Below are 13,396 nucleotides of genomic sequence, written 5' to 3'. Positions count from 1 at the left end.
CCCGTTCCGGCGTTGCGTTTACAGCACGACGCGGTAGAGCGCGAAACCGTTCTGGCCGTCGCCGGCAGCTTCGATTTTTGCGCCCTTGACGTCGGCGATATAGTTGGTTGCGCGCGGGCCGGTCTCGAAGGTCGCCGTGGTGCCCGGCATCGGCTTGAAGGTCCAGTTGAAATCGGCCGACGGATTGATCGTGCCCTTGTCGACGATGTAGCGGACGATGACGTCGCGGTTGGTGTCGGGGCCGACGAAGACGATCACATCGGAGTTGATGTCGGGGAAATTGCCACCGCCACCGGCGCGGTAATTGTTGGTAGCGACGACGAATTTCTGCGTTTCGTCGATCGGCTTGCCGTCAAAGGCAAGGTCGGCGATGCGGTGCGCATCCGCATTGGCGAGATCGCCGTTCTTGGCGTAGCGGGCCGGCTGCGACAGGTCGATCTGATAGGTGACGCCGTCGATGACATCGAAATTGTAAGACGGGAAGTCAGGGTTGAGGAGCGGCGCGTCCTGCGATCCTTCGGCAACCTGGTTGAACATGCCGGCCGACATTTCCAGCCATTCGCGCACCTGCGCGCCGTTGATGACGACCGCGCGGGTGGTGTTGGGATAGAGATAGAGGTCGGCGACGTTCTTGATCGCGACATCGCCGGCGGGCACTTCGGTGTAGTAGTCCGGGCCGCCACGGCCGCCGCATTTGAAGGGGGCTGCGGCCGACAGGATCGGCAGATCCTTGTAGGGCCCGTCCTTCAGCATGTCCTTGGTGTACCAGGTCTGCGCCTGCGAAACGATCTGCACCGACGGATCATCGGCAACCAGCGCGAAATAGGACTGTAGTGGCGCCGAGGTCTTGCCGACGGGGGTGCGGACATAGGTCAGCGTTGCCTCATGATCGGTTTCAGCGGCATCGACGACGCGCTGGTCCGAGGCAACATCGGCGATCACCTTGCGGTCGGCATCACGGTGATAGATCGGGCGGGCTTCACTGGTGAAGTCGACGATCTTCCAGCTGTTGCCATCCTTCTCCAGAAGCAGGTCGATCAGACCCATATGCGAGCCCCAGAAGCCGGCCATGACGGCGGGCTTGCCCATCAGCGTGCCCTTGGTGGTGTCGGCGCCAGCGATATCCTGGAAGTCCGTCGGGCCGGGGAAAACCAGATGCTGGTGGCCGGTGAAGATCGCATCAATGCCTTCAACGCCGGCGAGATAGAGCGAGGCATTTTCCATCAGGTCGGCGGGGCCGGTGCCGTCAATGCCGGAATGGGACAGTGCGATGACGATATCGGCGCCGTCTTCCTTCATGACCGGCACCCATGCCTTGGCGGCCTCGACGATATCGCGGGTCTGCGCCTTGCCGGACAGGTTCTTCTCGTCCCAGGTCATGATCTGCGGCGGCACAAAGCCGATGAAGCCGATCTTGACCGGGCTGGTATTGCCGGCGCCGTCGGTGATCATCTTTTCCTTGATCATGTAAGGCTTGAAGAACAACTGGTCATCCTTCGGGTTGGCGGCAAGCGCACCCTTGGTCAGATTGGCGCAGACATAGGGGAAATTGGCGCCGTTACAGACCTTGAACATGAAGTCGAGGCCGTAATTGAATTCGTGATTGCCGAGCGTGCCGACTTCATAGCCGAGCACGTTCATCGCCTTGATGACCGGGTGGACATCGCCGTCATTCATGCCGCGCTCATAGGCGATATAGTCGCCCATCGGATTGCCCTGCAGGAAGTCGCCATTGTCGATCAGCAGCGAGTTGGTCGACTCCGCGCGGATCGCATCGATGATTGATGCGGTACGGGCAAGGCCCATCGTGTCATTGGGCTTGTCGGAATAGTAGTCATAAGGGAAGACATTGACATGGATATCGGTGGTTTCCATCAGTCGGAGATGGGCCTGATTATCCGCCGCGCGCGCCGAAAAGGGGTGCAGCGTGATCAGGGTGGCACTGGCGGCAAGGCCTTTGAGAAGGCTGCGTCGCGAAATGGATTGCAGGTCAATCAAGGACATCGAGGTCTCCCACAGTCGAAATGGATGTTTGGCAATGTTGATCTGAGAACGTGCTTCACTCTCTGGCACCGGCGCATGACATGCCGGTGACAGCCTGTGCGCCCCGACCGAAGCAAGGTATCGGCACCGGCGGCAGGTCAAACCGTAGCATGACAGATGACAATGTGAAGATTATTTTCCGTCTGGACAAAATTTTACGCAAAATGCCGCAGTCGGTCCGAAAACGTGGTGGGAAAATCGCCGGGAAAGGGCCGGGCAACAGCACCCGGCCGGGACACGGCGTCAGTCGATGCCGACATTCACCCGTTCGATGACGGGGCGCAGCGCGAAGGACGAGTTGATCTGCGCCACATGGGGAAGGGCCGACAGCCAGTCGCGGTGGATGCGCTCGTAATCTTTCAGATCCTTGGCGGCGACGCGCAGGATATAGTCATACTGGCCCGATACCATGTAGCAAGCCAGCACATTGGGGCAGCTGATCACCGCATCCTCGAATTCGGCCAGTGTGCGGGCAAATTGCCCGGACAGCGAAATGTGGACGATCGCCACCATCTTGTAACCGAGCGCATCGGCGGATATCTTCGCCGTGTAGCTCTCGATGACGCTGTTCTTCTCCAATATGTCGAGACGGCGGGAACAGGCGGAGGGTGACAGTCCGACCGTTTCGGCAAGTTCCGCATTCGTGATCCGACCATTGCGCTGAAGCGCTTTCAGGATCGCATGATCTATTTCATCCAGCTCCAAAACTCGACATTCCTTCGAAAAAATCAATTCTGACGCAATAATATACGATTTTCTCTTCAGGGCAAGCTGCAAGCCAGGGATTGTTCTGATCGTCGCGTCAATCCCGGACAATGCGGCACTGATAGCAATTGTTGCGGGCCGAGCGCACATGGACATAGGCAATATCGTCGCGTGACAGCAATTCGGCTGCTCTTGCCGTGATGTGCGGGGTCGGGATGACGCGGCCGGTCCCGTAGACAATTCTGTGCTCGTCATCGTAGCCACGCAGAATAAAATCGGGGCTGTCTTGCAGGACCTGTGGCAGATCGCCGTCAGCCAGATAGCGCTGGCAGGCCCGTTCATGCAGAAAGATCGGCCCGGTTTCTGCATAGGGCTGCAACGCCGGGAAGGGGCAGTGTGCCAGAACAAGATAGGGCGTGCCCGCGGCGATGATGCGCAGACAATGGCGGCAGGGCACGCCATCACCATCGGAAATGCGCCGCTCCGGCACCATATCATAGGCATCATGACCGCCCTGCCAGATCGTGTCGCAGGTCTCGGTCGCAAGGGCTTCAAACCGGATCGTCATATCGGGTTCCTCGTTGGTTGCCGGGTTTGGTGCCAGAATTGCCCTGCCGTCCGCCCCGGCGCCACCCGTTTCCTGCCATTTCAAAAAAGATATATTTCGATATATCGAACTATTGCAATTTGGTGATTTCGGATTATTTTTAGATATATCGAAAACATAACGAAAAGGAATTCTGTCATGCGTGGCATGTATGATGAAGAGGAAATGGCCCGCTTCGGCGAGAAGCTGCGTGGGCGCGGCGAGCGGATGCGAGCGATGTTCGCCGCCGGTTTTGAAGGACGCGGTCACGGCCGTCACGGTCGTCATGGTGGTCCTGACGGTTTTGGTGATGATGACGGTGAGGGCTTCGGCCGTGGCGGGCGTTTTCTGCGTCAGGGCAATATCCGCATTCTGGTGCTGAAGCTGATTGCCGATGAGCCGCGCCACGGCTACGAGATCATCAAGGCGATTGAGGATATGAGCGGTGGTGCCTATGCGCCGAGCCCGGGCGTGATCTATCCGACGCTGTCTTTCCTTGAAGAAGGCGGTTTCGTGCTGGCCGAGGCTGAAGGCAACAAGAAGCGCTATCGCATTACCGAGGAGGGGCGTGCCCATCTCGATGAAAATGAGGCGATCGCGAAAATGGCCATCAAGGCGCTCGAATTGATTGCGGCGCGCACGGCCAGCCGCGACGAGCGGCATGGCAGGTCCGGCGGTCGCGATGGACTGCCGCGCAGCGTCGATGCGGCATTGCTCAATCTGCGCGAGGTCATTGCCCGGCGCCTCGCGCTGGACCCGGCCAATGCAAGCGAGATTGTCCGTGAGCTGCTGAAGGTCGCTGACAGTCTGGAGTGATGTCAGTCCTGATCGTTTCCGCTGAGCGCCCACGTGCCGATATCCTCGGGACGCGGGCGTTTTTTCGTGGCATGCGCATCCTGCCACTCGTCGAGCAGGGCAATGCGCTCGGCTGACAGGATGTCAGCGATCGTGCTGATCCGGGCAGCGCCGGTCTTGCGGATATGATCCAGCAGGCGATGCGAATGGATGATTGTCGCGGCCGCATCGAGCGGCTCCCAGGCATCAAGCACGGTCACGCGCCGAAGATTGAATTCTGGCGGCAGGACATAGAAGCGCAAATCCGACGACCACAACATGTCCTTGAGGAAAACCTGATCGCGGCCAATCTCGGGAGTGGCGTGATAGCGCCGTGCCCATTCAGCAAAGAAGGCCAGCATGACTGCCGACTTGCGATAGACCATGACGCCGGAATTGAGCTGCGGAAAGGCGTAGGGCGTTTCCTGTTCAAGCCCCTGCTGTACCAGAGCGGACCTGCGTCTGACGTCATGGGCGAGAGACAGATCGAAACGGTCGGCAAGATTGAAGAGGTCGCCGAAGGGCCGCAGAACAAGCGTATCGCAATCAAGATAAAGTGTTTTATCGAAACGGCTTAGAGGAAAACACTCAAGTTTCGCACGATCATGGTTGATTGGAACCTCATGGACGGCATCGAAGGTCTGGCGGTCTGCACATGCGACATCGTCGGTGAAGAGATCCACCGGAAGACCGGGATTATGCGCCTTCATCGTGATCGCCGACTGGCGGGCGAGATCGCGATATTGATCGCCCGTTGCGACATAGATCACGCCGCAGACTGATCGCCGGGAGGCCGGTGCACCGGCGTTGCCTTCATCGGTCATGGGCGACTTTCCGGTGCTGTTGTCGGTTACATCAGAGCCCGCGGGCAATCGCCAGCAGTTCCTTGTCCGTCAGCGGCTCAATCTCACCTTCATAGGTGGAAACGGGTGAAAAGCCGAAGCGCTGATAGAGCTGGAGTGCGCGGGGGTGGTCGAGATTATTCGTCGTCGTCACCACTTTTTCCGGCTTGTCACCCCAGATGGCATAAAGCCCCTGCAGCAGGAACCACTTGCCGACGCCAAGGCCGAGCGCGCGTTCGAACAGACCGAAATGAACGAGTTCGGTGACGCCGTCACTGCGGCGCTGATATTCATAAAAGCCGGCTGGCGCCCCCTCGATATAGAGCACCGTCACCGTCGTCATGTCGTTGTGAATGGTTTCTGACAGCTTTTCGTCGCTCAGTCGCATGCGGTCCACCCACTGCCAGCGCGAGCCGACCTGGCGGTAGAGGAAGCGATAATAGGGCAACGGAATTTCCGGCACCCGCATCAGCGCGATATGGAGATTGGCCGGAGACGGCATATGCGCGCGCGGCGGCGCGGTCATTTCCAGCGCGGTGATGTGAACCGTGACTGGGCTCGCTTTTTTGGTCATGTCTGTCAGGCCTTCCCGGTGACAATCGGCGTATCGGCGAGGCTGCCCCATTCCGACCATGACCCGTCATAAAGGCTGTTGTCGTCATGGCCGAGCGATTCGAGTGCAAGCGTGATAATGGCAGCGGTTACACCCGAACCGCAACTGGTCACAACCGGTTTCGACAGATCAATGCCTGCTTCTTCGAACATCGACGCCAGTGTGCCGAGATCGCGGAAATGGCCGCCTTCGGAAAAACCAGTGGCTGGCAGGTTTCTCGCACCCGGCATATGGCCGCCGCGCATGCCCGGGCGCGGCTCGGGTTCTGACGCTTCGAAGCGGCCGGCGCCGCGGGCATCGGCAATCTGGGTCGCGCCAGAGGCCACGAGCTGGCGCATCTCGGCAAGCGAAGTGACACGTTCGGAGCGGAAATCGGTCTTGAAGCGCACATGTCTCGCTTCGCGTGTCTTGGTTTCGACCGGCCGGCTGGCAGCTTTCCAGCCGTCGAAGCCGCCATCCATCAGAAACACGGCGTCAGCGCCCATGATGCGCAGCATCCACCACAGGCGCGGTGCCGAGAAAAAGCCGGGGCCGTCATAAACGACGATCAGGTCGCGGTTGGAAACGCCGAGCCGTTCCATCTCCGCAGCGAACTGTTCCGGTGACGGCAGCGAATGCGGCAGGCCGGTGGACTGGTCGGCAACCCTGTCATGGTCGAAGAAGACAGCGCTCGGCACATGGGCTGCAGCATATTCAGCCGCGCCATCACGGCCATGGGCCGGAAGGTACCAGGAGGCATCGATGATGGAGAAGCCCGGAGAGGCGATGCGCTCCTCAACCCATTGCGGTGTTACGATGAACCGGCTCTTGCCCGTGCCCATGAGGATCTCCCTGTCATTCTGGATTGTCAGGCCATGTCGGTGAAGCGGAGGCGGAACCGACGGTTCTCGCGCCCCTTCTTCTCGATCTTGCCGACTTCGATATTTCCGACTTCGCCGGTCGTGCGGACATGTGTGCCGCCGCAGGGCTGGCTGTCAACGGCGGCGTTTTCGCCGATCACCACCAGTGAAATGCGCCCCATGCCCATCGGTGGACGGACATTCTTGGACTTGACGATGTCGGGATTGGCTGCAAGCTCTTCATCCGTGATCCACTGGACATAGACCGGATGATCGTCCCCGACAAGCTGCATCAGCCGGGCGCTGACCTCTGCCTTGTCGATGGTTTCGCTCATGTCGAAATCGACGCGGGCCTCGTTCTCGCCGACCGATGCGCCGGTGATCGGGAAGGGACAGACGACCGACAGAAGATGGCAGGCCGTATGCATGCGCATCAGCCTGTGGCGGCGTTCCCAGTCTATTTCGAGCATGAGTTCTTCGCCGGGGGCGGGACTTGCCTCACCCTCGGCGGGAATGTGAAGAATGACGTCCTTGGCGTCTCCGTGGCGCGTCACATCCAGCCGGATGGCACTGCCATCTGCTCGCCGCGCCAGACCGGTATCGCCTGGCTGGCCGCCGGAGGTGGCGTAAAACACCGTCTGGTCCGTCTCGAAGCTGCCATCCTCATGCACCGCTGTCACGACCGACCGGCAACTGGCTGAATAGAAGTCGTCTCGGTAGAGGGCTGTGACGGGCATGGATTTCTGACACTTCTTATGCGAACGGAACGGCAATCTCCGTCTTGTTCGTCATCCATTCGGGCTGCGGCAGCCCTTTCTCCGCGAGGAATGAAGGGTTGAACAGCTTCGACTGATACCGGTTTCCATAATCACAAAGCACCGTGACAATGGTGTGGCCGGGGCCGAGGGTGCGGGCAAGACGGATAGCACCGGCTATATTGATGCCCGATGATCCACCAAGGCACAAGCCCTCATTCCTGACAAGTTCGAAGATAATCGGCAGGGCTTCCCGATCGGGAATATTATAGGCAAAATCCGGTTCAAACCCTTCCAGATTGGCGGTGATCCTGCCCTGGCCAATGCCTTCGGTGATCGAATTGCCCGCACTTTTCAGCTCGCCGGTGGTGTAATAGGAAAAAAGCGCGGCCCCGTCGGGGTCGGCGAGCGCGACCTTGATATCGGGGTTCTTTTCCTTCAGCCCGATGCCCGTGCCAGCGAAGGTGCCGCCGGAACCGACCGCCGAGACAAAACCATCGACCTTGCCATCAAGATCGCGCCAGATTTCCTGCGCGGTGGTTTCGACATGGGCCTGACGGTTGGCGACATTATCAAACTGATTGGCCCAGATGGCGCCATTCGCATCGGTGCGGGCCAGCTGTTCGGCAAGCCGTCCGGACAATTTCACGTAATTGTTCGGATCCTTGTAAGGCTTGGCCGGAACCTCGATCAGCTCGGCGCCAAGAAGCCTGAGCGCATCCTTTTTCTCCTGAGCCTGTGTCTCGGGAATGACGATCACGGTGCGATAGCCGAGCGCCTTGGCCACCAGCGTCAGGCCGATCCCGGTGTTGCCGGCCGTGCCTTCGACAATGGTGCCGCCAGGGCGCAGCAGGCCACGGCGTTCGGCATCGCGGATGATGTAAAGGGCAGCGCGATCCTTGACGGACTGGCCGGGATTGAGGAATTCGGCCTTGCCGAGAATTTCGCAGCCGGTCGCCTCGGATGCCGCGCGAAGACGGACAAGCGGGGTGTTGCCGATCAGATCGAGGACCGAAGGAGAGGCGGGCATGTCATGAAATCCTTGTTGCTTTAAACGGTGACTTTTCCGGCGCGGCGGCGCGAAAAACAAGAAATGATTTTGCGCGGATTTGCCAGTTGTGAGGATGTGGTTTCAACCGTTCAGATTCTTATACGCTGCGAGCGCCCGGTCCCGTGCCTGTTTGTGATTGACGATCGGTGCCGGGTAGCTGTCGCCGAGGACGATGCCCGCCTTCTCCAGAACCGGATCCGGCGCCTCGAGGGGAGCGTGGATATATTTTGCCGGCAATGCCGCGAGTTCGGGAACATAGTGGCGCACATAATCGCCCTCAGGATCGAATTTCTGACCCTGAAGGATCGGGTTGAAGATCCGGAAGAATGGTGCGGCATCCGCCCCGCAACCGGCAACCCATTGCCAGCTGGCCGGATTGGAGGCGGGATCTGCATCCACCAGCGTGTCGCGGAACCAGGTTTCGCCGCGCCGCCAGTCGATCATCAGATCCTTGATCAGAAACGAGGCGGCAATCATGCGCACCCGGTTATGCATGTAGCCTTCGCGCCAAAGCTGCCGCATGCCGGCGTCGACGATCGGGTAGCCGGTCATGCCACGGGTCCAGGCCGAGAAACCGGTTTCGTTATCGTCCCAGTCAAGACCGTCGAATTTTGCGTTCCAGTTTTTCGTCGCAAGATCGGGCGCGTGAAACAGGAGGTGGTAGCAGAAATCACGCCAGACCAGTTCCTGCAGGAATTTCCTTGTGTCCTCCGCCGGCGCATCCTGCCTGTCAGCCGTTGCGTGCCAGATCATGGCTGGACTGATTTCGCCCAGCGCCAGATGCGGTGACAGCATGGAGGTTGCGGCGTCGGCGGGAATGTCGCGAGCGGCGCCATAGCCCTTGATCCGTTCGGAGAGAAAGCCTTCGAGGCGCTTCAGGGCGCCGTCTTCGCCCGGCGTCCAGACATCGTCAAAGCCTGCAGCCCAATCCGGCCGGGCGTCATAGAGGCGCCAGTCTGCCAGCGCCTCGCTGTCCGCAGATGATTCCGGGCTGTTCAGCAGCTTTGGCGGGTCAGCGGGCGGCGGCACATGAAGGCTCGCCTGCAGCGCCTTCCAGAACGGCGTGTAGACCTTGTAGGGGCCGCCGACGCCTGTTTTCAGCCGGGTCGGCTCATGCAGGATCTGTCCGCCGAAGCTTTTCATGGTGAAACCGTCGTCGCGAAGGGCCTGCTTGATCCTGCCATCGGTGGCAATGCCGGGCGGATCGTAGCGGCGGTTCCAGAAGATGGCATCCGCGCCAGTCGTGGCGATGAGATCGCGCAGCACATCCAGCGCATCGCCGCTTTTCAAGATAAGCGGCGTGCCGCGGTCTGCCAGCGCCTGGCCAAGGGCCTGAAGCGATTTTTCCAGCCACCAGGCCTGCGCCTGCCCGAGCGGAAAATTGCCGTCCCTCTCGCGGATATAGACGGCAACAACCGGTCTTCCGCCCTCAGCTGCAGCCAGAAGGGCGTGATTGTCGGCAAGGCGCAGATCCTTGCGGAACCAGATGATGGCGGGTCTTGGCGGCATGTCACGCTCCGGCAGTCTCTTTTCACTGCGCAGCATGTAGAGCGGCAGGCCGCCGGCGACCAGTGCCCTGGCGCGATTACTGCAGCGAATCCCGCATGGCCGAGATGATCAGGACAGCAGAGGCGGCGCCTGCATTCATCACCTTGTTCGGATTGCCGAACGGGAGATCGGCGGTCGGCTCACCCTTGCCGGGTTCAGCCCCCGTCAGTGCCGCGTCGGAGGCTGCCGAAAGGCAGTCAAACAATGTTCCCCCTCCAGCTCTGGCAGCCTGATAGGCGTCAATTGCCGGTTGCCAGGCGTCGACCATGTTCTTGTCCGGCGCATGCGACTGGCCATGGGTGATGATGCCCTTTGCCATGGCGGAAAAGGCGAGGTCGAACTGTTCTGCCGTGACGACCGCCTTGCCCGGCAAGGCGCTGCCCGCGCGCCGGAAAGCCGATGCATAAAGACGCGCCGAGCGGGAATCGACCGTCAGAAAGGTCTCGGCGGCCATGTCGAAGACGCCGGCTGGCGTGACCTTGGACGGATTTAGCGCCGCCAGCTGGTTTTCCATGGCGGTGAAACCCGCCAGCATGACCTCACCGTGATCTCCGTCACCGTTGATGGTATCGAGCCGGCTCAGCCAGAGGCTGTTGCGAGAAATCGAAACGGCAATCTCTGAAAACATTCCGATAATATCAAATGAAGTAATGTCGCTCATATGTCCCCGTGATCATCAGTCTGAAGGGGGTTCGCTGCGACTGCTCCCCCTCCGGCCCGTAGCCTGGTTGCTGTTCAGGTCATTTAATCACGATGATTGTACATGGAAACGATGTAAAGCGAGACATTGATTTGAACATTCGTCAGATTTTACCGCAGCTGCGAAGACTTTTTCTGATGTCTCCACAGATCGGGCGCCGATCAGTCGGTGAATGTCACCGTAACGCCGGGCGATACCATGTGGGCGAGCTCGGTTGCATCCCAGTTGGTCAACCGGACGCAGCCGTGGGACGATGTTTTGCCGATCTTTTCCGGATCAGGTGTGCCGTGAATGCCATAGGTCGGTTTTGAAAGCGCGATCCAGACATCGCCGACCGGGCCGTTCGGGCCGGGATTGATGGTCAGCACCTTGTCATTGTCGCCCTGCTTGAAGTTTTTCGATGGATTATAGGTATAGCTCGGGTCAATGGCGATGCGCTCGACCGTTACGGTGCCGGAGGGCGAAGGCGTGTCCGATGAGCCAATCGTTGCAGGGTAGGCGACGATCAGCGCGCCATCGGCATCATAGGCGCGCACCTGTTTGCGTCCCTTGTCGGCAATGATGGTGGCGACCTTGCCGCTCTTTGGCGCGCCGGGATTGATCACCTTGATGACGGTTCCGGGGCGGGTGAAGTCCGCATCGGGGTTGAGGCTGCGCAGGAAGTTCTGGTCCATGTGAAACTTCTCGGCCAGCATTTCGGCGACCGATGTGTAGGACATGGCCGGCAATTGCGCTTTCTCGCTGTAATCGCTGGGAATGGCGGCAACATAGGGTCCGGCGGCATCCTTGGCGGTGATCGTATAGCTTTGGAAGGGCAGGCCGCCGCCGAGCGACAGATCCGACATGATGGTCTCACTGTCATTCGGATCCAGTGTCAGGCCTGTGGCCTCCTCATAGGCCGCAAGTGCCTTGCGGACATTGTCGCCCATGCGGCCGTCAATGACGCCAGGCGAAAAGCCTTCCCGATCCAGCAGAACCTGAAGGGCAACGACTTTCATGTCAGGCTTCGACGAGATCGCAGCCTTCGGTGCGGCGGTCGTATCCGGTCCCTGGCGCTGATAGGAGCCGGGCTCGCTCGCGCGCGGCGGTGCAAGGTCGCGGCTGTCGATCTGCCCGCCATAATCGTCGAAATTGTCACCCCTGCGGTCAAAAGCCGTCCCGAAAGCACGGCCATTGCCATTCTGGGGGCTGCCGCCGTTGCGCGTGGCATAGCTGTCATATTCCCGCGCAGTCAGTTCGGTCGCGACGAGATTGCCGTTATAATCGAGCAGTATCCTGTGGCCGAAGGTGTCCTCGCCCATGATGACCGTTCCTGCCTCGGGGACATAATCCAGCATTGTGCCATTCGGCGCGACGAGGAAAATCTGCTGACCGTTGCGATATAGAGGCTGATGGGCGTCCGCGATGGCAGGCAGCGCCAAGAGCGCCGAAAAGAACAGGCTGGGGATGAGGACTCTGAGGTGCATGAACCGACTAACTTTGCGTTGAGATAAGGGGCAGCTTTGGACTATTCTCGACAATAAGGCAGGCGGTGACCTGTTATAGCAAAATCCACAAAGCGAAACACCCTGGTAACGATCATGATAGAATTTGCAGCGGGAATCGGGCCGAATTTGGCCCTTGATCCAACTTCCGTCCTTGATATTGGTACCCTCGTGGTTGCTGGTGTCGATATCGCTCCGAAAAGAGCCATTCCCGATGATGGCGATCCGCGAATCGATCATTCGCTTGAAGGCTTTCTGTTTACCTGCGGCCCGGATCATATCCGCCATCCGGAACCGATTGATGCTCTGGGGAAAACGTCCTTCCCGCTGCATGGTTCCGCATCTGCCAGCGCGGCAATCATCAAATCACTGGAACAGACCGGTGCAGGATCCGAGTGTCAGGCCTCCATCCCGGTGAAAAATGCCGATGGCAGCGAAGCGCTGATCGAGCGCGTCTGGACCATGGATGGCGCAACCGGGCAGGTGACGCTGAAGGACCGCGTCGTCAATGTCGGCACCAGGCCGTTTCCAGTGATGATGATGTATCATATCAATTTCGGCGCCAAGCATTTCGATGATGGTGTGGCGCTGGAAGATGCGGCGCTGGCCCGGAGCGGGCAAGGTCTTGAAGGCATTCTTCCCTGGCATTTTGGTGAAGGCGAGCACGGTATTTTCTGCGTGCCGGCTGTTGCAGTCGCCGATGGCTGGTCGAAGACCGTGCTGGGGCCGATTGCGGCACTGGGCGGCCTGTCCTTCATTCTGGAAGTCGATACGTCGACGCTGCCCTTTCTGCAGATCTGGCGCAATCAGGAAAGGCCGGCCCATATTCTCGGGATCGAGCCGGCCTCGCATCGCTGGGCATCACGGCGCGAATTGGCCGATGCCGGCGAACTCGATGCCGTGGAACCGGGTGCGGAAAAGACCTTCTCGCTGCGATTCCGCTTTGCCTGACGGCATCGGCGACGGCAAAAGAAGGATGCATCGCCGCAGGATCCGCCCTTGCATCGGGGCGCATTTCACAGCATGGATGGCAAAACACAATTTCTGGAAAGTGCCATGGATATCCGCAAGATTGATGACGACTATTCCGTAAGCGGCCAGATCACGGTCGCCGATATCGAAACCCTGAAGTCGCTCGGCTTTCGCTCGATCGTCTGCAACAGGCCCGATGGCGAAGAGCCGGGGCAGCCGGCCTTTGACGATGTCGCAGCGGCAGCCGAGGCCGCCGGAATCGAGATCGCTCATGTGCCCGTCGGCGGCATGGGGCTGACGGAACAGGCTGTCGTCGGCATGGTTGATGCACTGGACGAGCTGCCACGGCCAATGCTCGGCTACTGCCGCTCGGGCGCACGGTCCACACGAATTTATGAAGCAGCCGAGCATATGCGCGGTTAAT

General features: G+C 59.7%; 14 protein-coding genes. 3 read left to right on the top strand and 11 right to left on the bottom strand.

What is annotated here, in order from left to right; genetic code table 11:
- Window positions 1-18: 18 nt before the first annotated feature.
- The 3 genes from HCK86_RS04425 to HCK86_RS04415 all read right to left on the bottom strand — a co-directional run bounded on the left by HCK86_RS04425 (window position 19) and on the right by HCK86_RS04415 (window position 3,316).
- On the bottom strand, window positions 19-2,004 hold the full coding sequence (locus HCK86_RS04425) for a bifunctional 2',3'-cyclic-nucleotide 2'-phosphodiesterase/3'-nucleotidase (protein ID WP_176083259.1): 1,986 nt from the start codon (window positions 2,002-2,004) through the stop codon (window positions 19-21).
- 282 nt (window positions 2,005-2,286) lie between these two features.
- The gene (locus tag HCK86_RS04420) at window positions 2,287-2,748 is read right to left on the bottom strand and encodes an Lrp/AsnC family transcriptional regulator (RefSeq protein ID WP_235890687.1); all 462 of its coding nucleotides are present in this window, start codon (window positions 2,746-2,748) and stop codon (window positions 2,287-2,289) included.
- A gap of 97 nt (window positions 2,749-2,845) precedes the next feature.
- Window positions 2,846-3,316, bottom strand: coding sequence for a DUF1203 domain-containing protein (locus HCK86_RS04415; RefSeq protein WP_176083258.1), 471 nt, complete (start codon window positions 3,314-3,316; stop codon window positions 2,846-2,848).
- 177 nt (window positions 3,317-3,493) lie between these two features.
- Between HCK86_RS04415 and HCK86_RS04410 the strand changes: the two genes are divergently transcribed.
- Window positions 3,494-4,150: a PadR family transcriptional regulator gene (locus tag HCK86_RS04410; RefSeq protein ID WP_246739447.1), complete on the top strand. Its 657-nt coding sequence runs from the start codon at window positions 3,494-3,496 to the stop codon at window positions 4,148-4,150.
- Window positions 4,151-4,152: 2 nt separating this feature from the next.
- On the opposite strand, the gene HCK86_RS04405 is transcribed toward HCK86_RS04410, so the two are convergent.
- The 8 genes from HCK86_RS04405 to HCK86_RS04370 all read right to left on the bottom strand — a co-directional run bounded on the left by HCK86_RS04405 (window position 4,153) and on the right by HCK86_RS04370 (window position 11,982).
- A complete protein-coding gene (locus tag HCK86_RS04405; RefSeq protein WP_176083257.1) occupies window positions 4,153-4,992 on the bottom strand; it encodes a putative nucleotide-diphospho-sugar transferase in 840 nt (279 codons plus the stop codon).
- A 31-nt stretch (window positions 4,993-5,023) separates the two neighbouring features.
- Complete coding sequence (locus HCK86_RS04400) at window positions 5,024-5,584, bottom strand: GNAT family N-acetyltransferase (RefSeq protein ID WP_176083256.1); 561 nt, start codon at window positions 5,582-5,584, stop codon at window positions 5,024-5,026.
- A 5-nt stretch (window positions 5,585-5,589) separates the two neighbouring features.
- A complete protein-coding gene (sseA, locus tag HCK86_RS04395; protein WP_176083255.1) occupies window positions 5,590-6,444 on the bottom strand; it encodes a 3-mercaptopyruvate sulfurtransferase in 855 nt (284 codons plus the stop codon).
- A 26-nt stretch (window positions 6,445-6,470) separates the two neighbouring features.
- On the bottom strand, window positions 6,471-7,199 hold the full coding sequence (locus HCK86_RS04390; protein ID WP_176083254.1) for an alanyl-tRNA editing protein: 729 nt from the start codon (window positions 7,197-7,199) through the stop codon (window positions 6,471-6,473).
- A gap of 16 nt (window positions 7,200-7,215) precedes the next feature.
- Entirely contained in the window at window positions 7,216-8,247 is a 1,032-nt protein-coding gene (locus HCK86_RS04385) for a cysteine synthase A (RefSeq protein ID WP_176083253.1), read from the bottom strand.
- A 102-nt stretch (window positions 8,248-8,349) separates the two neighbouring features.
- Window positions 8,350-9,777 (bottom strand): deoxyribodipyrimidine photo-lyase, encoded by a 1,428-nt coding sequence (locus HCK86_RS04380; RefSeq protein ID WP_176083252.1) that lies wholly within the window; start codon window positions 9,775-9,777, stop codon window positions 8,350-8,352.
- Window positions 9,778-9,853: 76 nt separating this feature from the next.
- Window positions 9,854-10,477, bottom strand: a complete 624-nt coding sequence (locus tag HCK86_RS04375) for a DAK2 domain-containing protein (protein WP_176083251.1) — start codon at window positions 10,475-10,477, stop codon at window positions 9,854-9,856.
- A gap of 200 nt (window positions 10,478-10,677) precedes the next feature.
- On the bottom strand, window positions 10,678-11,982 hold the full coding sequence (locus HCK86_RS04370; protein WP_176083250.1) for a L,D-transpeptidase: 1,305 nt from the start codon (window positions 11,980-11,982) through the stop codon (window positions 10,678-10,680).
- Between the two features lie 114 nt (window positions 11,983-12,096).
- Between HCK86_RS04370 and HCK86_RS04365 the strand changes: the two genes are divergently transcribed.
- On the top strand, window positions 12,097-12,951 hold the full coding sequence (locus tag HCK86_RS04365; protein WP_176083249.1) for a DUF4432 family protein: 855 nt from the start codon (window positions 12,097-12,099) through the stop codon (window positions 12,949-12,951).
- Between the two features lie 105 nt (window positions 12,952-13,056).
- Window positions 13,057-13,395 carry a TIGR01244 family sulfur transferase gene (locus tag HCK86_RS04360; RefSeq protein ID WP_176083248.1) on the top strand — a complete coding sequence of 113 codons (339 nt, stop codon included), beginning with the start codon at window positions 13,057-13,059 and terminating at the stop codon, window positions 13,393-13,395.
- Window position 13,396 lies beyond the last annotated feature (1 nt).

This window comes from Martelella sp. HB161492, from assembly GCF_013184775.1.
Taxonomy (GTDB): Bacteria; Pseudomonadota; Alphaproteobacteria; order Rhizobiales; family Rhizobiaceae; genus Martelella.
This window is presented reverse-complemented; position numbering and strand designations above follow the sequence as displayed.

What these genes read in the sequence shown, in the direction of transcription:
- HCK86_RS04425 (WP_176083259.1), bottom strand. Translation starts at nt 2,004, where the DNA reads ATGTCCTTGATTGACCTGCAATCCATTTCGCGACGCAGCCTTCTCAAA.
- HCK86_RS04415 (WP_176083258.1), bottom strand. Translation starts at nt 3,316, where the DNA reads ATGACGATCCGGTTTGAAGCCCTTGCGACCGAGACCTGCGACACGATC.
- HCK86_RS04410 (WP_246739447.1), top strand. Translation starts at nt 3,494, where the DNA reads ATGCGTGGCATGTATGATGAAGAGGAAATGGCCCGCTTCGGCGAGAAG.
- HCK86_RS04405 (WP_176083257.1), bottom strand. Translation starts at nt 4,992, where the DNA reads ATGACCGATGAAGGCAACGCCGGTGCACCGGCCTCCCGGCGATCAGTC.
- HCK86_RS04400 (WP_176083256.1), bottom strand. Translation starts at nt 5,584, where the DNA reads ATGACCAAAAAAGCGAGCCCAGTCACGGTTCACATCACCGCGCTGGAA.
- sseA (WP_176083255.1), bottom strand. Translation starts at nt 6,444, where the DNA reads ATGGGCACGGGCAAGAGCCGGTTCATCGTAACACCGCAATGGGTTGAG.
- HCK86_RS04390 (WP_176083254.1), bottom strand. Translation starts at nt 7,199, where the DNA reads ATGCCCGTCACAGCCCTCTACCGAGACGACTTCTATTCAGCCAGTTGC.
- HCK86_RS04385 (WP_176083253.1), bottom strand. Translation starts at nt 8,247, where the DNA reads ATGCCCGCCTCTCCTTCGGTCCTCGATCTGATCGGCAACACCCCGCTT.
- HCK86_RS04380 (WP_176083252.1), bottom strand. Translation starts at nt 9,777, where the DNA reads ATGCCGCCAAGACCCGCCATCATCTGGTTCCGCAAGGATCTGCGCCTT.
- HCK86_RS04375 (WP_176083251.1), bottom strand. Translation starts at nt 10,477, where the DNA reads ATGAGCGACATTACTTCATTTGATATTATCGGAATGTTTTCAGAGATT.
- HCK86_RS04370 (WP_176083250.1), bottom strand. Translation starts at nt 11,982, where the DNA reads ATGCACCTCAGAGTCCTCATCCCCAGCCTGTTCTTTTCGGCGCTCTTG.
- HCK86_RS04365 (WP_176083249.1), top strand. Translation starts at nt 12,097, where the DNA reads ATGATAGAATTTGCAGCGGGAATCGGGCCGAATTTGGCCCTTGATCCA.
- HCK86_RS04360 (WP_176083248.1), top strand. Translation starts at nt 13,057, where the DNA reads ATGGATATCCGCAAGATTGATGACGACTATTCCGTAAGCGGCCAGATC.